Source organism: Lichenicoccus sp., assembly GCF_965276875.1.
Lineage (GTDB): Bacteria > Pseudomonadota > Alphaproteobacteria > Acetobacterales > Acetobacteraceae > Lichenicoccus.
This window is the reverse complement of sequence record NZ_OZ255701.1, coordinates 1,718,251-1,736,864: the sequence shown is the minus strand read 5'-3', so window position 1 is coordinate 1,736,864 and position 18,614 is coordinate 1,718,251. Positions and strand designations below refer to the sequence as shown.

The window sequence follows — 18,614 nt, the reverse complement described above, 5'->3', positions numbered from 1 at the left end:
AGGAGACAGACCGTTGCGAAACACGAGTCTACTGATCGGCGACGACGATCGTCCGTCATCGAGCGGCGCCACCTTCGAACGCGCCAACCCACTGACCGGCGCGGTGGCCAGCCGCGCCGTGGCGGCGAGCCCGGATGACGCGAAAGCCGCCGTCGCGGCGGCAGCAGCGGCGTTCGCGGCCTGGTCGGAAGTTGGACCGGGCGAACGCCGCGCGAAGCTGTCGCTCGCCGCATCGCTGCTGGAGCAACGGGTCGACGACTTCGTCGAGACCATGGCCGAGGAGACCGGCGCCACCCGTGGCTGGGCGCATTTCAACGTGCAGCTTGCGGCCAACATGCTGCGCGAAGCTGCTTCCATGGTCACGCAGATCGGTGGCGAGGTCATCCCGTCCGATCGTCCGGGCCTGATCGCGATGGCGTTGCGCCAGCCGGTGGGCGTGGTGCTCGGCATCGCCCCCTGGAACGCCCCAGTCATTCTCGGCGTACGCGCCCTTGCAATGCCGCTGGCCTGCGGCAACACGGTCGTGCTCAAGGCCTCCGAGATCTGCCCGGCCACGCATGGGCTGATCGGCACGGTGCTGCGCGAGGCCGGCCTCGGCGGCGGCATCGTCAACGTCATCAGCAACGCCCCCGAGGACGCGGCGAAGATCGTCGAGACCCTGATCAGCCAGCCAGTCGTGCGACGGGTCAATTTCACCGGCTCGACGCGTGTCGGCCGGACCATCGCCGAGATCGCGGCCAGGCATCTCAAGCCCGTGCTGCTGGAACTTGGCGGCAAGGCGCCGTTCGTCGTGCTCGACGACGCCGATCTCGACGAGGCGGTGAGTGCCGCCGCGTTCAGCGGTTTCATGAACCAGGGGCAGATCTGCATGGCGACGGAACGGATCGTCGTCGATGCGTCGGTCGCTGATATGTTCGCGGGCAAGCTCAAGGCCAAGGCGGAAACGCTGATTGCCGGCGATCCAAGGACGGCGAACACGCCGCTCGGTTCGGTCATCGGTCTGGCCGCCATCGAGCGGCTCGACGGCCTGGTCAAGGACGCGCTCACCAAGGGCGCGCGGCTGCTCGCCGGCGGCACCATCCGCGGCACCTTGATGGACGCCACGGTCCTCGACCATGTGACGCCGGCGATGCGGGTGTATGGCGAGGAATCGTTCGGCCCGATGGTCTGCATCGTGCGTGTCAGCGGCGTCGACGAGGCGGTTCGGGTCGCCAACGATACCGACTATGGCCTGGCGGCGGCGGTGTTCGGCCGCGATATCGGCCGCGCACTCGGGGTCGCGCGCCGGATCGAGAGCGGCATCTGCCACGTCAACGGCCCCACCGTGCATGACGAGGCGCAAATGCCGTTCGGCGGGGTCAAGGAGTCCGGCTACGGCCGCTTCGGCGGCCGCGCCGCGATCGCAGAGTTCACCGAGCTGCGCTGGATCACCATCTCGACGGCACCGGGGCACTACCCGATCTGAGCACAGCCGCACAAACAAGAAACCGAACCGGGAGCAGGCGCCCATGATCACCTCCAGAACGCTTTTGCGACAACCGATCGATCGTCGGTCCCTGCTTGCGGCCGGTACCGCGAGCAGCATGCTGCTGGCGGCCGGCGTCCGCCCGGCGATGAGTGCGTCGGCCGAGCGACGTCTGCGCATCGGCTTCATCAGCCCGCGCACCGGCGCGCTGGCGGAGTTCGGCCACACCGACGGCTACGTCCTGTCGCTCGCCCGCAAACGGCTCGCGCGCGGTCTCGTCATCGACGGCAAGACCTGGGAGGTCACGCTGCTCGACCGCGACACCCAATCCGATCCGTCTCGGTCCAGCCTGCTCGCAAAATCGCTGATCAACGAAGACAAGATCGACATGATGCTGCTGACCTCGACGCCGGAGACAATCAATCCGGCCGCCGATGCCTGCGAGGCCGCGGGCGTTCCATGCCTCTCCACCGTGATGCCGTGGGAGGCCTGGTATTTCGGTCGCGGCGCCAAGCCGGGGCAGCCGTCGCCGTTCAAATGGACCTACCATTTCAGCTTCGGCGTCGGCGAGTTCAACACGTGCTACGTGTCGCAATGGGGTCTGCTCAAGACCAACCGTAAGGTCGGCGCCTTGTATTCCAACGACGCCGATGGCAACGCCATTCGCGCGCACATGGCACCGCTGCTGGCGCATGAAGGCTTTACCATCGTCGATCCGGGACCGTACGAGGACGGCACCACCGACTTCACCGCGCAGATCGGCGTCTTCAAGCGCGAGCACTGCGAGATCTTCAATTCGTTTCCGATCCCGCGTGACTTCGCGGCGTTCTGGCGGCAGGCGACGCAGCAGGGCTACAGCCGCAAGGTGTCGATCTGCCAGGTCGCCAAGACCGGATTGTTCCCGGATGGTATCGAGGCGCTGGGCGGCCTTGGTTACAACATCGCCAGCGCCGCATACTGGCACCGGCTGTTTCCCTACACTTCGCCGCTTACTGGCGTCACCGGCCCCGAACTCGCCGACGGCTACGAACAGGCTTCCGGGCAGCAATGGACACAGCAACTCGGCGCCACCATGTCCCTGCTCGACGCCGGCATGGCCGCATTGCAGAACAGCGGCAATCCGACAGCCAAGTCCGCGGTGGCGCAGGCACTCAGCCGGCTGGTCACAAAGACAATGGTCGGCACGGTCGATTTCACACATGGGCCGGTGCCCAACGTCGCTACAGCGCCGATCATCGGCACGCAATGGGTGAAGTCGGCCCCTGGCAGCCGCTTCCCGCTCGACTACCTGATCACCGAGCATGCGACCGACCCCAACGTGCCGATCCAGGCGAAACTGCGGCCCTATCATGCCTGAGGCAATTGCCCCCCTCCTGGTCGCGACTGCCATCAGCAAGCGTTTCGGCTCGCTGGTCGTGCTGGACCGGGTCGACCTCGCGATCACCGCGGGCGAGGCGATCGGCATCGTCGGTCCGAACGGCGCGGGCAAGACCACGCTGATGGGGGTGTTGGCCGGCGCGCAGGCGTCGAGCAGCGGCACGGTGCATTTCGAAGGCCGCGACGTCAGCCGCGACCCCGTGTCGGAGCGGTGCCGACAGGGCATCGTGCGCACCCACCAGGTGCCGCGGCCGTTCGGCGGGATGAGCGTCTTCGAGAACGTCTATGTCGGCGCCAGCCAGGTTTGCCGGGAGCCGGGCCACCGAGGCCGCCAGGCGGAGGCGTACGAGCGCTGCCTCGATGCGCTGCGCCAGTGCGGCATGATGCCGCTCGCCAACCGTCGGGCGAATACGCTGGGCCTGCTCGACCGCAAGCGGCTGGAACTCGCGCGCGCGATCGCGGTGGCGCCACGCCTGCTGTTGCTCGACGAGATCGGTGGCGGCCTGACCGACATGGAATCTCGCGAGCTGGTGGCCATCATTCGCGAATTGTGCAGCCGCCTCATCACCATCGTCTGGATCGAGCATATCGTGCACGTGCTGCTGCAGGTGGCGGAGCGGCTGATTTGCATGGATGGCGGCAGGATCATCGCCGACGGCGAGCCGGCGGCGGTGATGGCCGACCGCGAGGTGGTCCATGCCTATCTCGGGGGCGTCCCGGTATGAGTATGCTCGAGGTGCGACAGCTCGACGTCCGCCATGGCCTGCTGCAGGCGGTGCGCGCGATCGACCTTGCCGTGGAGTCCGGCGAGACGGTCGCCATCGTCGGCGCCAACGGGGCCGGCAAGACCACGCTGATGCGGGCCCTGGCCGGCGCGCATCCCGCCACCTCCGGCACGGTGCACTTCGAGGGTGAGGACATCACCAGGCTTGCCGCGCATAAGCGCGTGGCCCGCGGGATTGCGCTGGTGCCGGAGGGCAGGCGCCTGTTCGCGGCACTCAGCGTCGAGGAAAACCTGTTGCTCGCGCGCTCTGCGCGCAGGGCCGGGACATGGACCGTCGAGGCCGTGCTCGAGACATTCCCCAACCTCGCGGGACGCCGGCATGCCCTGGCCGGGACGCTGTCGGGCGGCGAACAGCAGGCGGTGGCGATCGGACGCGCGCTGATGACCAATCCGTTGCTGCTGCTGCTCGACGAGGTCTCACTCGGCCTGTCGCCGCTCGCGGTTGACCGTGTCTATGCAGCCCTCGCCAACCTTGCAGGCGGCGCCACGATGATCCTGGTCGAGCAGGATCTGTCCCGGGTGCTGGCGATCGCCGACCGCATCCTCTGCATGCTGGAGGGCAGGATCGTGCTGCAGGGCCCCACCAGCTCGCTGACCCGCGCACAGGTGACGGATGCCTATTTCGGGTTGGCCGCGGGCGGCCCCCGCACAACGCAAAGAGCGCCGGCATGATGATCTGGGCCAACGCGGTGCTGCAAGGCGTGCTCCTCGGCGGCTATTACGCGCTCATCGCCTGCGGGCTGTCGTTCATGTATGGAGTGATGGGGATCATCAACTTGGCGCATGGCAGCCTCGCCGTGCTGGCGGCCTTCGCGCTGTATGTTCTTGCCGAGCGCTTCGGCGTCTCGCCGTTCCTGGGATTGCTGGTGGTGCTGCCGGCGATGGCCGCCCTCGGCTGGCTGCTGCATCGCCTGGTGCTGGAACGTAGCCGGCGCGGCGATTTCCTGATGCCGGTTCTGGCGACGTTCGGGCTGGCGATCGTGCTCGACAACCTGCTGTTCGAGGGTTTCGGCGCCAACACCCGTTCGCTCGCCCCTTATATCGGCACGTTGTCTTACGGCGCCTGGGAATTCACGGACTCGCTTTATGTCAGCACCCTCGGCGTGCTGACCCTGGTGGTGGCGGTGCTGATGCTCGGCAGCCTGCAACTGCTGCTCACGCGCACGCAGCTCGGGCGCGCCATTCGGGCGGTGTCGTCCGACCCCGACACGGCCGGGCTGGTCGGCGTCGATGCGTCGCGCACCGGTGCGGCGGCCACTGCGATCGCCCTTGTCACCGTGGGCGTCGCCGGCGCCTTTCTCGCCATGCGCACGACGTTCGATCCGTATGCCGGCAGCCAGGAACTCATCTTCGCCTTCGAGGCTGCGGTGATGGGCGGCGCCGGCTCGCTGTGGGGAACGCTCATCGGCGGCCTCGTGCTGGGCATTGCGCAGAATATCGGGGCGCAGATCAATCCGCAGGGATCGTTGATCGCCGGCCATGCGGTGTTCCTCGTCGTGCTGCTCGCCCGCTGGTATGCCGGCCAATCGCCCATTCGGTTCCGACGGAGGCGACCCGCTTGAACGCCAACCGCATGAACCCCAACCACATGGCGGCCACGGTCCGGATCACGCGTTGGACGCGTCCGTCGGTCGCGACCGCCATTGCCGCCTGTGCGGCACTCCTGCTCGCTGCCTTCGTGCCGCTGCTGCTCGGCGCCAACGCTGTGGACCGGCTCACGACTTTGTTCATCTACGTCATTCTCGCCGTCGCCTGGAATGCGATGGCCGGCTATGGCGGCCTGGTGTCGATCGGCCAGCAGGCGTTCTTCGGGCTGGGCGCCTATTTCACCATCCGCCTGTCGGCCGCCGGTGTCAGCGTCTATGTGGCATTGTTCGCCGCCGCCTGCATCGTCGCAGTCATTTCGGTGCCTCTGTCGTTTTTGATGTTGCGCCTGCGCGCCGGCGAACTTGCGATCGGCATGTGGGTGCTGGCGGAACTCGCGCACCTGCTGGTCAATCTCGACGGGCTGATCCAGGGCGAGACCGGCACGTCGCTGGTCGCGCTGGACCGCATCGCAGCCCCGGTGCGACACGCGGCCACCTACTGGATTGCGCTCGCGGCGGTGGCGGCGCTGCTCGGCGGCCTGTTCGCGCTGCTGCGCAGCCGGCAGGGTGCGGCGATCCAGGCGATCCGCGACGACGAGGATACCGCGGCCTCGCTCGGCGTGCGGGTGCTGGCGAGCAAGCGCCTGATCTTCGTGTTCGCCGCCTTCGGTGCCGCACTCGCCGGCGCGCTCTGGCTCGCCACCGCGATCAGCTTCCAGCCCCGCGCCTATTTCAGCGTGCAGTGGACCGCAACGATGATCTTCATGGTCCTGGTCGGCGGCCTCGGCACGTTCGAGGGCCCGATCATCGGCGCAGTGATCTTCTTTGCCATCGAGTCATGGCTGGGGGCGGCAGGTGTCTGGTACCTGGTCGGGCTCGGTGCCACGGCGCTGCTGTTCGCGCTGTTCGCGCCGCGCGGACTCTGGGGATTTCTCGAAAGCCGCGGCGTCCCGCGGCTGCTGTTCGTGGGCTACCACGTCTCATCGTCGCACAAGGCAGGGAGTTCATAAAATGCTGCTCGGAAAGGTGATCGTGGTGACCGGTGTCGCCTCGGGCATCGGCGCCCGCACGGCGGAGCTGGCGGCTGCGATGGGTGCGGATGTTATCGGCATCGACCGGCAAGCCCCGGCGCACCCGGTCGGCGCCTTCGTTACGGCCGATCTCGGCAAGCCTGAGTCCTTCGCCGGCATCGCCGAACACTTGCCCGCGCGGATCGATGCGCTGTGTAACGTCGCCGGCGTCTCCGGCAATACCGGGATCGCGCAGACGCTCGCGATCAATTTCTACGGCCTGCGCGCGCTGACGCACGCCGTCGCCCCCTTGCTGCGCGAGGGCGGCGCGGTGGTGAACGTCGCCTCGATCGCCGGCTTCGGCTGGCGCGCCAATCTGGATCGTGCGCGCGCGATGATCGATGTCGAGGGTTTCCCCGATGTCGCTTCCGTCGCCGCGGCGCATGGGGCAACAGACGAGATCGCCTACCCGCTGTCGAAGGAGCTGCTGCTGCTGTGGACCATCCGGGCGGCCCACCTGCCGGCATTCAAGCAGCGCGGCATCCGGGTGAATGCGGTCAGTCCGGGACCAGTGCAAACGCCGATCCTGACGCAGTTCCGCGCGGTGCTGGGCGACGCCCGGGTCGATAGCGACATCGCCCGCGTCGGCCGCAGCGGCACCCCGGCCGACATCGCGCCTTCCATCCTGTACCTGTGCTCGGACGGCGCGCGCTGGATCAACGGCGCCAACATCCCGGTCGATGGCGGCCTGGAGGCGGCGGTCAACGCGGAGGCCATGCAGTTCTGAAGGATCGCCCGTCATCAGATGGCGGCAGACCTGTTCCTCCCTGACGAGGTCGTGACCCAACAGTTGTGTCACGAGCCACTTCAAACATCGTGACGGCCGGCACGGGGCAGAAGGTCAGGCTGGCTCTGCCCCGTGCGCCTCGTGGAGTGTCGTCCTTTCCACCTTCGGCCGCTTTGCCAGATACTCTGCAGGATCAACGACAACTTGCGGGCCAACGCCAAGCGCTGCCAGGACCTGGCCGCTTTGCAATCGCCTGCGCTCAATCCTTCAGGCTTGATGTGCGCTTGACCTGGTCGGGATCACGACAGCCGTGTCGTAGAGCAGTGTGCGGGCCAACGTGTCGCCGCGTCGCGAAATCCTCCGGACGCCGCGGTCGATTTCACCTGACTGATCGCCCGCGCCGCGGGCTAGCGGCTCAAGGTCGTTTGAACCGGCTTGGCGAGATCGAGACAGAGCAAAGTAGTGATGGAGCCGATCATCCCTTCGGTTTCTGCCGCAGGGCCAGGCAGCACACCGCACTCAGCGTCAGCGCCGTTGCGATGGCCAGCACCGAATGGCGCAACTGGCGTCAGACTGCCCGCTGACGCAGCGCCGCATTGTAGGCCACCGAAGTCCCACGCGGCGCGACGGCGTCGGGAAATGGAGACGACGCTCAGCGTTGGCTTTCATTGCTCAATCATGCACTTGGATAGCCGCCGGGCTTGTGGTCTGCCGACGAAGGTCAGCGCAAGAATTTCGAGCCCGCGCACGATAAGCGCAGCGCGACTAGGCAGCCATACGGTCAGCCGAGCCGAGGCTGAAGCGCCCGAAGCCGATCCAGGCTGATTTGTAGCTGTACGATAGACTGTCGCAGAAGCCTGTTAAGATCCTTGTCCACTGTTTCGCCGATCATACTGGTCGCATGTTTGAAGGCATCCTCGTGGCTTACGATCTGATCCGCGACATAGGCGCGATCGAATGCCACGCCTGAAAGCGAGCGGATGCGCTCTAGTCGCTGTTCGAGATCTGCGTTCAACTCGTTCGGCGGGCTTATGCCGGCCCGTTCCGCCGCCGGTTGGATCATGCCGCGATATTCGCCGGCCGTCTCAATCAGGTAGGCGGCCAGCTCCTTGACTTCAGAACTTTTGCTACGGGTCAAGGCTAGCTGGCTCTCGTCTAAGTCGAACCGAATGACGTCGTAGCTGTGCGTGATAAATGAGACATCGCCGCTACCGACGTTGGTGTCGATGTAGGGCGGCGACGCAACCTGCCGCGCGCAAGCCGCAGGCAACACAAGCATAGAAAGACCCAGGTAGAGTGTCGGTCGGACTCGCATCTGTCTCTTCCTTGATAAAAAATCCGCATCAAAAGGGATGGATGTATTGGAGATTCAACTGTGGACCTGTCGCGACACCATGGGTCGTAACCGGCACGTAGACATTGAAGTTGACGATGTTTGTCTTGCTGATCTCCCAATGGACACCTGGCCCCAGATACACCTGATTCTTGATGGTGTGAGCTAACCGCTGGCCGTTGATCTTGTCTTCACCGAGTTGCTGGAAGTAATATCCGTTCAGTCCCAGCGCAAACGGCTTGCTGATCGCATACGAGGTGGTGAAATTGATCCAGGCTGCGTCACCGGCCTGACCGGTCTCGATCGGAGAGAGTGGGTTGAATGGTGGGTTCGAGATCCTGTTGGTGGTAAAGTTGTGGAGATACCATAGGCGTGCGGAGATCTCCCATCCACTGACTGGCAGGTAGGTGAACGCAACATAGGGATTGAGCGACCAGAAGCCGGAGCTCTGATTGATATCACGGTGCGGATTGAAACCGCCGCTCGGGGCGATGATGTCGAACTCCGTCCGCCATGAGAACAGATGGCCGAACAGCTTCATCGGAGCCGACTGGTAGAACGGTCCGAAGTTTAAGTCACCAGTCGCGAAGCCGTTCGCGCGCAGGTTGCCGCCAGGCTGAGTAAAGCTCGATGAAAGTTCGACGAGAGGCAGCAACACATCGAAACCGACGCCGCCGCCCGGCACGTGGATAGGCGCCACCCAGAAGAATTGGAGAAGGTTGATGAAGGCTTGGATATTAGGATTATTCAGGCCTGGGACATCAGTACCCTTGGACGTCGTCAGCGAGGTCAGATCCTGCCAACGCGTGTAATCGATGAACGCCAAGCCCGGCGTGAACTTGGCGAAGCCGTCATAGAAGCTGGTAAAGCCCAGATTGACCGCCGGTTCGGTCACGAGATCTGGTGGCGCCGCCAAGCTCGGTACCGAACTCGCCGCCCGCGCAAGGTCTTACATCGCTGTCAGCGTAAAAGCCAGACATGTCAGGACCAAACGCCAGTAGCCCGCCCCGCCGACCAGCGACCGCTTGCATTTCAGCATCGTTTGTTTCCTCGCCCGTTCGCATTCGGCGGGATGCAGATGCTGCCTCCCGACCCCCGACACTTCAGTCCGGTTCACGGTATTTAGCGCCGTGTCGATGGGATCATGGAATACACTAATGTTGAAACATCTTGCACTTCTCTCGTTATTCGATGTGCCAACGTCGGTTTGCGCGTCATCGAGTAGCCGGTCAGGACAAGGGTGGTTGACGAACTGTTCTCACGTCATGCAACGCGCCTCGTGACTCGCACGGCGCATGAACCAGCTTGGTCAATTGGGTGCGTGCACGCATTGGGTCCCCGGCACTTTCCTTCAGGTCGGGACCATGGTATCCGCTCGGTGCGGCCCAACTCTGGGAATCTTGATCAACACCAGGCTGAGCGGGTTAGTGTTGTGCAGCGCCACCAATTGTCTATCTACGTCCGCTACGTGCTAATACGGCACTTTGATTTGCGTGCCCATCTGCCCGAATATCACCCGCGCTGTGACGAAGATCGCGCTTTCAGCGGCCAGATCCGTCAGCAGCGTCGCGACCTTGATAGTTCCTTTGGCAGCAATCACGCCGAATTCCGTCGCGCGGCGTCGTAGGGGTTTGATCGCCTGAATGCGCTGGCATCTCGCAAGGTTTGAGAATTGTGCCATCGGCCTGTTGATCGACGGTCTTGACCATCACCGAGCGCATCGAGGGACGTAACGCCGCCTCGCTGATTTGCTTGGCATCGTTGCGATCATTCTTGGACCCTCGGACGAAGGGCTTGACGTATTGCGGTTGGATCAGGCGACCGTGATGACCCAGCCGACTCAGCGAGCGGCTCCAATGATGGGCACCACCGCAAGCCTCCAAGACCGCCTCTGTTGTGTCCTGTTTTCCAAAGCAGGCGTCCACTTGGCCGCGCTTGAGCTTGCGCCGCGACACTGGACGTTCCTGCTCATTGACACCGTGCAGCTTAGACACGTGCTCGGACCCACCGATCGCGGGGCGCTTAACTTCATCTGGGTGGTCCTCGGCTGGCGTATGACAATCCAACTTGGCACGAGATGCCGTCGGGCCGTCCACCCCGACAACCGCCCTTATCATTGCCCGGTATTGGCCGTGGCGGTTTGATCCCGATAGCAGGATGCGGCCGCGGTCGAGAACCGCTCCAAGGGTGACCGGTTCTGACTACCGTTCGTAGTGCCGCCGTAAGGGACCGCCATAGGCTGCGCCGCGCTTTCGTGTCATGGTGCACCCGCCTGTTGGGGCTCCCTGCGATCACGCTCATGGAGCGCGGGTGCGGAGGACACGATGCTGGCCTTGACGATGGGCGATCCGGCGGGAATTGGCGGCGAGATCGCGATCAAGGCTTGGCACACCCTGCGTGAGACCGGGCCAGCGTTCGTGCTGCTCGCTGATCCGGGTTGGTTGCGGGCGCAGCCGGGTGCCGTGGGCTTGCCGATCGAGATCGTGCACGACCCTGCCGACGCCGGCTTCGCGCGTGCCCTGCCGGTGCTGAAAATCCCGCTCGCGCGCATCGCCCAAGCCGGCGAGGGCGATCCGGCGAACGCGAGCGCGGTGACCGCGAGCATCGCCCGCGCCGTGGCACTCGCGCAAAGCGGCGCGGTGCGCGGGGTGGTGACGAACCCGATCAGCAAGGCGGTGCTCGCTAACGCCGGCTTCGCCTATCCCGGCCACACCGAATATCTCGGCGCCCTGATAGGCACGCCGGGTGCTGAGGTGATGCTGCTGGCTGGGCCTTCGCTGCGGGTGGTGCCGGTGACGGTGCATGTCTCCTTGCGAGAGGCGCTGCGGACGCTGACCAGCGAGGCAATCATCCGCGTCGCGCGGACCACCTATGCGGCGCTCAAGCGCGATTTCGGCGTCGCCGACCCGGTTCTGGCGATCGCCGGGCTCAATCCGCATGCCGGCGAGCAGGGCCATATGGGCGAGGAGGAGGCCACCCTGATCGAACCCGCGATGGGGGTGCTGCGCGGCGAGGGGATAAGCCTGATCGGGCCGATGCCACCAGACACCATGTTCACGCCGCGGGCGCGGGCGCGCTATGATGCGGCGATCTGCATGTATCACGACCAGGCGCTGATCCCGCTCAAGACCCTCGACATGGAGCGCGGCGTCAACGTGACACTCGGGCTTGGCATCGTGCGCACGTCGCCTGACCACGGCACCGCGTTCGACATTGCCGGACGCGGCGAGGCGGATCCGACCAGTCTTATCGAGGCGATCCGGCTTGCAGACCGGATCGCCCGCAACCGGGCCGCCAACCTCAAGGTGCACCAGTGACCCAGTCTTCGCGCCTCGGCGTCAATATCGACCATGTCGCCACCATCCGCAATGCCCGCGGCGGCACCCACCCCGACCCGCTCGACGCCGCCCGGATCGCGGTCGCGTCAGGCGCCGACGGCATCACTCTGCATCTGCGTGAGGACCGTCGCCATATTCGCGACAACGATCTGGTCAGGATCGCGGCCGGGGTCGCAGCGCCCATCAATCTGGAGATGGCGGCGACCGCGGAGATGGTTGCCATTGCCGAGGCGCTGGGGCCGCACGCCTGCTGCATCGTCCCGGAGCGGCGCGCAGAGGTCACCACCGAGGGCGGCCTTGATGCCGTCGGCGGGGCCGCAAGCCTCGCCCCGCTGATCGCGCGCTTGACCGCCGCCGGCATCCGCGTGTCGTTGTTCATCGACCCCGACGCAGCCCAGATCGAGGTCGTGGCGCGGCTCGGCGTCCCGGTGGTCGAGCTGCATACCGGCGCCTATGCGGCAGCACCGGCGCGGGAACTTGCACGCCTGCAACGGGCCGCGGCCCATGCCGCAAGCCTCGGTCTGGAAGTGCATGCGGGCCATGGCCTGAGCTTCGACAACGTCGCCCCGGTCGCCGCGATCGCGCAGGTCGCGGAACTCAATATCGGCCATTTCCTGATCGGCGAGGCAATCCTGTACGGGCTAGCGGACGTTGTCGGCCGCATGAAGGGGCTGATCGTCCAGTCCCGTACCTGACAGGAGGACCGGCCATGGACATCGCCAATCTCGGCCAGAGCGGCCTGAAGGTCTCGCGTCTCTGCCTGGGCTGCATGACCTACGGCGAGCCCGGCCGCGGCAACCACGAATGGACGCTGGACGAGGAGACCAGCCGGCCGCACGTCCGCGAGGCGCTGGAGGCAGGCATCAACTTCTTCGATACCGCCAACGTCTATTCGGCGGGATCCAGCGAGGAGATTGTCGGCCGCGCCCTGCGCGACTTCGCCCGTCGCGACGAGGTCGTCGTCGCCACCAAGGTGCACGGGCGGATGGCCAAGCACGCCAACGGCGCCGGCCTCTCGCGTCGCGCGATCATGAGCGAGATCGACCATAGCCTGCGTCGGCTCGGCATGGATCATGTCGACCTGTACCAGATCCACCGGTTTGATCCGCACACCCCGATCGAGGAGACGCTCGAGGCGCTGCACGACGTGGTGAAGGCCGGCAAGGCCCGCTATATCGGCGCGTCGTCGATGTTCGCCTGGCAATTCTGCAAGATGCTGCAGGTCGCCGAGCGGCACGGCTGGACCCGCTTCGTGTCGATGCAGAACCATCTCAACCTGCTCTACCGCGAGGAGGAGCGCGAGATGCTGGGGCTGTGCCGCGAGGAAGGCGTTGGGGTCATTCCGTGGAGCCCGCTCGCCCGCGGCAAGCTGGCACGCCCGGCGTCGGATAGTGGCACGACCGAACGCGATCGTACCGACAACTTCATGCGCGTGCTCTACGAACACACCGCTGACGCCGACCGTCGCGTCATCGATGCGGTCGGCAACATTGCCGAGGCGCGGCGCACTGCTCGCGCGACGGTCGCACTCGCCTGGTTGCTGGCCAAGCCCGGCGTCACCGCGCCGATCATTGGCGCATCGAAACCGCACCACCTCAAGGATGCGCTCGCGGCCCTTACGCTGAAGCTTGACGACGACGAAATCAAGCAGCTTGAGGAAGCCTATGTGCCGCACGCGGTCGCCGGTTTCTGACCCTCTTTGCCGCCGTCCGGTCGCGGCGGCGATGGGAAGCCAGAGATCGAGCCCAAGCCCTTGCCTCTGATCGGACGCAGTAAACTCACGTTAACCAAGTCATTCTAGACTGTGCCCATGCGACATGGTCATGAGGTCTGGCGATGAGCGACGCGGCGGCTTGCGACATCGTTGAGCGTTTGCGTCTGCTCGCGGGCTGGGTCGACGCCGACGAAAACGCCGAAGCTGAGATGCACATCTTCAAGGCGGCAGCAGGCGAGATCGAGCGCCTGCGCGGCCAGCTCGAACGCATCGCCGCACTGGCCAACACGCTCGCACCACCGTAAGACCGGTCAGGATCGCCGCCCCTCGCGCCACCAGCCGGACAGCAGCAGCAACAGTGCCAGCGGCAGCACCAGCCAGGGCGGTAGCAGCGGCACCGAGCTGGTGCCGGTGACGACGTGCGCACCGGTGCGTCGCAGCCCGATCCAGCCGGGGCCATGGGCTGTGTCTCCCGGGCCGACCAGGCGCAGGTCCGGAACCCGAAGGCTGGCGGGATCGCCGCCGAGCCAGTCCACTGTGCCGCCCGACCGCCGGGCCAGAGGCTCCAGCTTCTGTGCGGTGGCCCGCAGGTCGGCGATCTCCTCGGGATTGTCCGGCTGGGCCGCGGCGTAGGCATGCAGGTCGCCGCTGCTCGCCTCCCAGATACCGGGTGCGGTCGCCGGCATGCTCGCAGACCAGCTGCCCTGACCGGGATGCAGCACAAGTGTGCGCGCGCGCTCGTTCGGGGCGACCACCGTCACGCTGGTGGCGGGGTGGGGCTTGATCGAGCGGCGATCGATGGTGAGCCTGCCGTCGGCCATCGTCGCGGAGAGCTGCTCCTCCTCGAGGTCCGGCTCCTTCATCAGCCAGTGCGCGATCCGGCGCAGCAGCTCCGCCTGTGGTCCGCCGCCGCCTTCGCCACGCGACCACAACCAGCTTTGATCCGACAGCAGCAGCGCCGTGCGACCTTGGTCGACATGGTCCAGGATCAGCAGCGGCGACGTCCCGCCGCGACCATCCGGTGCCGACAGCAGCACCTCACCGTGTGATTCGTCGGGAACCAGGGCGCGAAACCAGGGACCCCAGCCGGCATCGCCCGGTTCCGGCCGCGGCATCTGCGGCAGCTCCGCGGTCACCGGATGGCGCCGGCCGAGCGCGGTCGGTGCGGGCTGGAAGCGCTCCTCGACGAGACCGCCCTCGTCAGGGACGTGCGCCGGCAGAATATCGCCGAGCGGGGTGTCCTGCAGGCCGCCACGGCCGATGAACTCGGGTCCCGCGGTGACCAGCAGGCCGCCGCCGCCACGCACGAAGTCGGCGATGTTCTGCAGGTAGGCCATCGGCAGGATGCCGCGGTTCTCGAAGCCGTCGAGGATGATCAGGTCGAAGCTGTCGATCTTTTCGGAAAACAGCTCGCGGGTCGGGAAGGTGATCAGCGCCAGATCGTTCAGCGGCGTGGTGTCGTCCTTGTCCGGCGGCCGCAGGATGGTGAAATGCACCAGATCCACGGAAGGATCCGCCTTGAGCAGCCGGCGCCAGACACGCTCGCCCTGGTTTGGCGCGCCGGACACCAGCAGCACGCGGAGACGGTCGCGCACGCCGTTGATCCGCAGCACCGCCTGGTTGTTCAGGGTGGAGACCTCTCCGGGGAGTTTCGAGACGTCGAGCTGCACCAGGGTGGGCCCGGGATGGGTGACCGGCAGCGCGATATCCTGCGGCACGCCGACCGGCACTTCGCGTGTGATCGGCGCCGCCCCGTCGCGCTTGAGGGTCAGCGTGGCGGTGGTTGGTGCCGTCCCGGCGCCCCCATCTGCACCGAGGTCCTGCACCAGCACGCGCAGCCGCACGTCATGGCCGATGATCCCATAAGGGGGCGCCTGGATGATGCGCAGTCTGCGGTCGGTCTGCTCGCCCACGCCGGTGATCAGCGCATCCAGCGGCGCCGGGCTCGTCTGGCCGCGGCCAGCCCGCGGGCTGGGCACGTCATGCACCTGGCCGTCGGTGATGGCGATGATCCCGGCGAACTGTCCGGCCGGGATATCGGCGGTGGCGCGCGCGATCGCCGCGAACAGCCTGGTGCCGCCAGAGGTGCCTGGGGGCACCACCACGGTGCGCAGCGCGATGCCGCCGAGGCGCGAATGCAGCGCCCGCACGCGGGCCTGCACCATCTGCGCGGCCCGCGACGCCAGGGCTGCGCGATCGCCGACCGCCATCGAGCCGCTCTGGTCAATCACCAGCAGCGCCGTCTCCGGCAGGTCCTGCCAGCTCGCGCGTACCAGATGCGGACCGGCGAGCCAAAGCAGCACCAGCAACGAGGCGGCAAGCCGCAGCCAGCCGCCGCTGGCGCGCCGGATCAGGCCGATGCCGGCCGCCAGCATGCACAGCGCACCGAGGCCGGCCAGCAGCCATACCGGCAGCAGCGGCGTCCAGGCGATGGACGCGATATGCTCCAGGACCGGCGGCGTCGGCCCGCTCATTCGCCGAGCCGTTCGAGCAGTGCCGGCACGTGCACCTGATCCGCCTTGTAGTTGCCGGTCAGCGCATACATCACCGCGTTCACCCCGAAACGGTAGGCGAGCGTCCGCTGCGCCTCGCCGCCGGGAATGACGGCATACGGATTGTCGCCGGCGGCATCGATCGCCCAGGAAGCGGCCCAGTCATTGGCGCCGATGATCACCGGGCTGACATTGTCACGGCCGGCGTCGGCGTTCGCCGCCACCCAGACCGGCGCGCCGACATAGCGGCCGGGGAAGCTGCGCAACAGATAGAAGGTGTGCGACAGCACATGGCTGCGATCGACCGGCTTCAGCGGCGGGATGTCGAGTCCGCGCGTGGTGGCGCGCAGCGCCTGGGCTCCGGCGCCGATGCCGGTGAAGCTGTCGTCCCCGTTGGCCCCATTATTGTTGCCGGCGTCGCTCCCCAGCGTGTCGATCAGCAGGATGCCGCCATGGTCCATGTAGCTGTTCAGGGCGGCGATGGCGGCGGCGTCCTCGGTCTCGCCGCGGATGATCGGCCAGTAGAGCAGCGGGTAGAAGGCGAGGTCGGTCTTGCCGGGTTGCACGGAGTCCGGCGGCCCGAGCACGGCGGCTGTGCGTGCGTTGACGTAAGCGGACAGGCCCTGCAATCCCTCACGCGAGACCAGGTCGGTCTGCGCGTCGCCGGTCACGATATAGCCGAGCCGGGTTTGCAGCGCAGCCGCCGGCACGGCCTGCGCTTGCGCCGCGGGCGCGAGCGCCAGCAGTCCGAGTACCAGTGTTGCTGTGGCGAGGCGCAACAGCCCGCGTAGCCAGAGTGTCGCGATCAGGTCGAAGGCCAATAGCAGCAGCGCCGCTGCCAGCAGCCAGGGTCCGAGCGGCCGGTCGGGGATGCGGCCCGCGAGGTTGGACGCCGCGCCGAACGGCGCTGCCGCGGCCAACGGCGGCAGCGCGTCGCCGGTGTTCAGCGCCCTGCGGTCGGAGGCCGGCCCATACAGCCCGGGCGGGTGCGCCGCCGAGGCCGCGACATGGCCGAAGTCGCGCGCCGGCAGCCCGCGCGCGCTTGGCGGCGGCTGGCCCGCGATGCCGTCGCCGTCCAGGGTAGAAACGGGCGCCAGCATTGTGTCGCCGCCGCGCGTGGCAAGCCCCACCGAACGCTCCACCAGCCGGTGCAGCATCTGCACGAACAGTCCGGAGAACGGCAGGCTCGACCAGTCCGGGGTGCTGGTCACATGGAACAGCACCAATTGCCCGGCGCCGAGGCCGGCATGGGTGACCAGCGGGGTGCCGTCCGCAAGCCGCGCCCAGCTTCGTGCCGCAAGATCGGTGGCGGGTTTTGCCAGCACCTGCCTCGAGACCGTGACGTCGGGCGGTTCCTTGAGCCCGGCGAACGGCGTGTCGGCCTCGAAGGGCGCCAGGTGCTCCGGCTTGCTCCAAGACATCGCCCCGCCCAACGTGCGCGCGCCGTCGAGCAACGGCGCCGGCAGCAGGGCGCCGTCCTGACCGGAAGCCGCCGTACCGGACTCCGCTGCCATACGCGGACCGGCAAAGCGGATCAGCATGCCGCCCGCCTTGACCCAGCGCGCGACCCGGGCCCGCACGGCCGCGTCCTGCAGCGTGCCGTCGGTGGCGATCAGCACCGAGAGCTGGCGCGACAGCAGGGTCTTGGCATCGCCGACGCGCAATTCGGTGTCCGGGGACATGGCGCGTTGCAGGTAGAACAGCGGCCCGACCAGGGGGGTGGTGCTGAACGGTCCGTCGGAGAGCAGCCCGACCGGACGGCGTCGATCGCCCTCGTCGAGCAGTCGCAGCCCGGCAGGCCCAGGGGTGCCGGCCAGCACCAGACGTGCGATCCGGTTGCGCACCTCCACCGGCAGCCGGATTGGGACCGCCGCGTCATGCGCGCCGGCGGCAATGGTGCCGGTCACGCGGGCCAGGGTGCCGCCGTCGGCATCCTGCGCGCTGACCGTGACCGGCCGCGCCACGGGCTCCGGGATTGCGCCGATACGCGCGGTGAGCGTGGCCGTCGACGCGACCGGCGGCAGCATCACTCGCAGGTCGGCGGCCGACGCGCGCCATTCGCTGACCGCGGCCCCCGCTTGGTGCAACGACCGGTGCAGCGCCCGGCGCAGAGCGGCGTCGCCTTGGGTGGCGAGCCCGTCGGCGACATAGACGACCCGGCCGATTGGTCCGCCCGCCTCTGAGCCAACGAGAGCGTCCAGCGCGCGCGCCGCGGCCATGCGGTCGGTGTTCCAGGCGTTCGGCCGGCGTGCGTCGACGTCCGCCCGCACCAGGGCCGCGGCACGCGGCGCCCCGATTGCCGTCAGGGCACCGACGTCATCCGGCGCCGTGGTCAGCAGCCGCACCGGCTCGCCTGCGCGTCCGGCGCGCGCGAGCAGAGTATCAAGGGCCGTGATCCGTTGCGGCCAGTCGCGGGCCGCCGCCCAACCATCATCAAGCACGATCAGCAGGCCGCCGGCGCGTGGGGCCGCGCGCAAGGCGGCACCACCCTGCACCAGCACCGGTTGCGCCAGACCCAGCACCAGCAGCGCCACCGCAGCGATACGCAGCAGCAGCAGCCAGGGGGGTGCCCGCATCGCCTCCTGGCGCGGCGCGCGCAGGCCGGCGAGCAGTCGGATTGCCGGGAACGGCTGCGCGCGCGGCGCCGGCGGTATGGCGCGCAGCAGCCACCAGAGCAGCGGCAGCAGCAGCAGCCCAAGCAGCATCAATGGTGCGGCGAGGATCATGG

16 protein-coding genes are annotated in these 18,614 nt (G+C 67.2%); 11 read left to right on the top strand and 5 right to left on the bottom strand.

What is annotated here, in order from left to right:
• Positions 1-13: 13 nt before the first annotated feature.
• Genes ACQY4K_RS08380 through ACQY4K_RS08350 form a run of 7 tightly spaced genes read left to right on the top strand, consistent with a single transcriptional unit; the run spans position 14 to position 7,009 of the window.
• Entirely contained in the window at positions 14-1,465 is a 1,452-nt protein-coding gene (locus tag ACQY4K_RS08380; RefSeq protein ID WP_428395134.1) for an aldehyde dehydrogenase, read from the top strand.
• A gap of 43 nt (positions 1,466-1,508) precedes the next feature.
• Positions 1,509-2,822, top strand: coding sequence for an ABC transporter substrate-binding protein (locus ACQY4K_RS08375; protein WP_428395132.1), 1,314 nt, complete (start codon positions 1,509-1,511; stop codon positions 2,820-2,822).
• Entirely contained in the window at positions 2,815-3,567 is a 753-nt protein-coding gene (locus ACQY4K_RS08370) for an ABC transporter ATP-binding protein (protein WP_428395130.1), read from the top strand. The genes ACQY4K_RS08375 and ACQY4K_RS08370 overlap by 8 nt, the downstream gene beginning before the upstream one ends.
• Positions 3,564-4,298 carry an ABC transporter ATP-binding protein gene (locus ACQY4K_RS08365; protein WP_428395128.1) on the top strand — a complete coding sequence of 245 codons (735 nt, stop codon included), beginning with the start codon at positions 3,564-3,566 and terminating at the stop codon, positions 4,296-4,298. The genes ACQY4K_RS08370 and ACQY4K_RS08365 overlap by 4 nt, the downstream gene beginning before the upstream one ends.
• Positions 4,295-5,188 (top strand): branched-chain amino acid ABC transporter permease, encoded by an 894-nt coding sequence (locus ACQY4K_RS08360; RefSeq protein WP_428395126.1) that lies wholly within the window; start codon positions 4,295-4,297, stop codon positions 5,186-5,188. The genes ACQY4K_RS08365 and ACQY4K_RS08360 overlap by 4 nt, the downstream gene beginning before the upstream one ends.
• Complete coding sequence (locus ACQY4K_RS08355) at positions 5,185-6,222, top strand: branched-chain amino acid ABC transporter permease (protein WP_428395124.1); 1,038 nt, start codon at positions 5,185-5,187, stop codon at positions 6,220-6,222. Before ACQY4K_RS08360 ends, ACQY4K_RS08355 begins: the two co-directional genes overlap by 4 nt.
• A 1-nt stretch (position 6,223) precedes the next feature.
• Positions 6,224-7,009 carry a coniferyl-alcohol dehydrogenase gene (locus ACQY4K_RS08350; RefSeq protein ID WP_428395122.1) on the top strand — a complete coding sequence of 262 codons (786 nt, stop codon included), beginning with the start codon at positions 6,224-6,226 and terminating at the stop codon, positions 7,007-7,009.
• A 781-nt stretch (positions 7,010-7,790) separates the two neighbouring features.
• Here the strand turns inward: ACQY4K_RS08350 and ACQY4K_RS08345 are convergent.
• From ACQY4K_RS08345 to ACQY4K_RS08335, 3 genes are all read right to left on the bottom strand, one after another.
• Complete coding sequence (locus tag ACQY4K_RS08345; protein ID WP_428395120.1) at positions 7,791-8,288, bottom strand: DUF4142 domain-containing protein; 498 nt, start codon at positions 8,286-8,288, stop codon at positions 7,791-7,793.
• 64 nt (positions 8,289-8,352) lie between these two features.
• Positions 8,353-9,258 (bottom strand): SphA family protein, encoded by a 906-nt coding sequence (locus ACQY4K_RS08340; protein WP_428395118.1) that lies wholly within the window; start codon positions 9,256-9,258, stop codon positions 8,353-8,355.
• 555 nt (positions 9,259-9,813) lie between these two features.
• Positions 9,814-10,023 carry a hypothetical protein gene (locus ACQY4K_RS08335; protein WP_428395116.1) on the bottom strand — a complete coding sequence of 70 codons (210 nt, stop codon included), beginning with the start codon at positions 10,021-10,023 and terminating at the stop codon, positions 9,814-9,816.
• Between the two features lie 643 nt (positions 10,024-10,666).
• Between ACQY4K_RS08335 and pdxA the strand changes: the two genes are divergently transcribed.
• The 4 genes from pdxA to ACQY4K_RS08315 all read left to right on the top strand — a co-directional run bounded on the left by pdxA (position 10,667) and on the right by ACQY4K_RS08315 (position 13,699).
• On the top strand, positions 10,667-11,659 hold the full coding sequence (gene pdxA, locus ACQY4K_RS08330; protein ID WP_428395115.1) for a 4-hydroxythreonine-4-phosphate dehydrogenase PdxA: 993 nt from the start codon (positions 10,667-10,669) through the stop codon (positions 11,657-11,659).
• Positions 11,656-12,375, top strand: a complete 720-nt coding sequence (locus tag ACQY4K_RS08325) for a pyridoxine 5'-phosphate synthase (protein WP_428395113.1) — start codon at positions 11,656-11,658, stop codon at positions 12,373-12,375. The genes pdxA and ACQY4K_RS08325 overlap by 4 nt, the downstream gene beginning before the upstream one ends.
• Before the next feature lie 14 nt (positions 12,376-12,389).
• On the top strand, positions 12,390-13,373 hold the full coding sequence (locus ACQY4K_RS08320; RefSeq protein ID WP_428395111.1) for an aldo/keto reductase: 984 nt from the start codon (positions 12,390-12,392) through the stop codon (positions 13,371-13,373).
• A gap of 143 nt (positions 13,374-13,516) precedes the next feature.
• On the top strand, positions 13,517-13,699 hold the full coding sequence (locus ACQY4K_RS08315) for a hypothetical protein (protein WP_428395109.1): 183 nt from the start codon (positions 13,517-13,519) through the stop codon (positions 13,697-13,699).
• Positions 13,700-13,705: 6 nt separating this feature from the next.
• On the opposite strand, the gene ACQY4K_RS08310 is transcribed toward ACQY4K_RS08315, so the two are convergent.
• Together ACQY4K_RS08310 and ACQY4K_RS08305 are read right to left on the bottom strand one after the other, a co-directional pair.
• Complete coding sequence (locus ACQY4K_RS08310; RefSeq protein WP_428395107.1) at positions 13,706-15,868, bottom strand: VWA domain-containing protein; 2,163 nt, start codon at positions 15,866-15,868, stop codon at positions 13,706-13,708.
• The gene (locus ACQY4K_RS08305) at positions 15,865-18,612 is read right to left on the bottom strand and encodes a DUF4159 domain-containing protein (RefSeq protein ID WP_428395105.1); all 2,748 of its coding nucleotides are present in this window, start codon (positions 18,610-18,612) and stop codon (positions 15,865-15,867) included. Before ACQY4K_RS08305 ends, ACQY4K_RS08310 begins: the two co-directional genes overlap by 4 nt.
• Positions 18,613-18,614 lie beyond the last annotated feature (2 nt).

What these genes read in the sequence shown, in the direction of transcription:
- ACQY4K_RS08375 (WP_428395132.1), top strand. Translation starts at nt 1,509, where the DNA reads ATGATCACCTCCAGAACGCTTTTGCGACAACCGATCGATCGTCGGTCC.
- ACQY4K_RS08370 (WP_428395130.1), top strand. Translation starts at nt 2,815, where the DNA reads ATGCCTGAGGCAATTGCCCCCCTCCTGGTCGCGACTGCCATCAGCAAG.
- ACQY4K_RS08365 (WP_428395128.1), top strand. Translation starts at nt 3,564, where the DNA reads ATGAGTATGCTCGAGGTGCGACAGCTCGACGTCCGCCATGGCCTGCTG.
- ACQY4K_RS08360 (WP_428395126.1), top strand. Translation starts at nt 4,295, where the DNA reads ATGATGATCTGGGCCAACGCGGTGCTGCAAGGCGTGCTCCTCGGCGGC.
- ACQY4K_RS08350 (WP_428395122.1), top strand. Translation starts at nt 6,224, where the DNA reads ATGCTGCTCGGAAAGGTGATCGTGGTGACCGGTGTCGCCTCGGGCATC.
- ACQY4K_RS08345 (WP_428395120.1), bottom strand. Translation starts at nt 8,288, where the DNA reads ATGCTTGTGTTGCCTGCGGCTTGCGCGCGGCAGGTTGCGTCGCCGCCC.
- ACQY4K_RS08335 (WP_428395116.1), bottom strand. Translation starts at nt 10,023, where the DNA reads ATGGCACAATTCTCAAACCTTGCGAGATGCCAGCGCATTCAGGCGATC.
- pdxA (WP_428395115.1), top strand. Translation starts at nt 10,667, where the DNA reads ATGCTGGCCTTGACGATGGGCGATCCGGCGGGAATTGGCGGCGAGATC.
- ACQY4K_RS08320 (WP_428395111.1), top strand. Translation starts at nt 12,390, where the DNA reads ATGGACATCGCCAATCTCGGCCAGAGCGGCCTGAAGGTCTCGCGTCTC.
- ACQY4K_RS08315 (WP_428395109.1), top strand. Translation starts at nt 13,517, where the DNA reads ATGAGCGACGCGGCGGCTTGCGACATCGTTGAGCGTTTGCGTCTGCTC.
- ACQY4K_RS08310 (WP_428395107.1), bottom strand. Translation starts at nt 15,868, where the DNA reads ATGAGCGGGCCGACGCCGCCGGTCCTGGAGCATATCGCGTCCATCGCC.
- ACQY4K_RS08305 (WP_428395105.1), bottom strand. Translation starts at nt 18,612, where the DNA reads ATGATCCTCGCCGCACCATTGATGCTGCTTGGGCTGCTGCTGCTGCCG.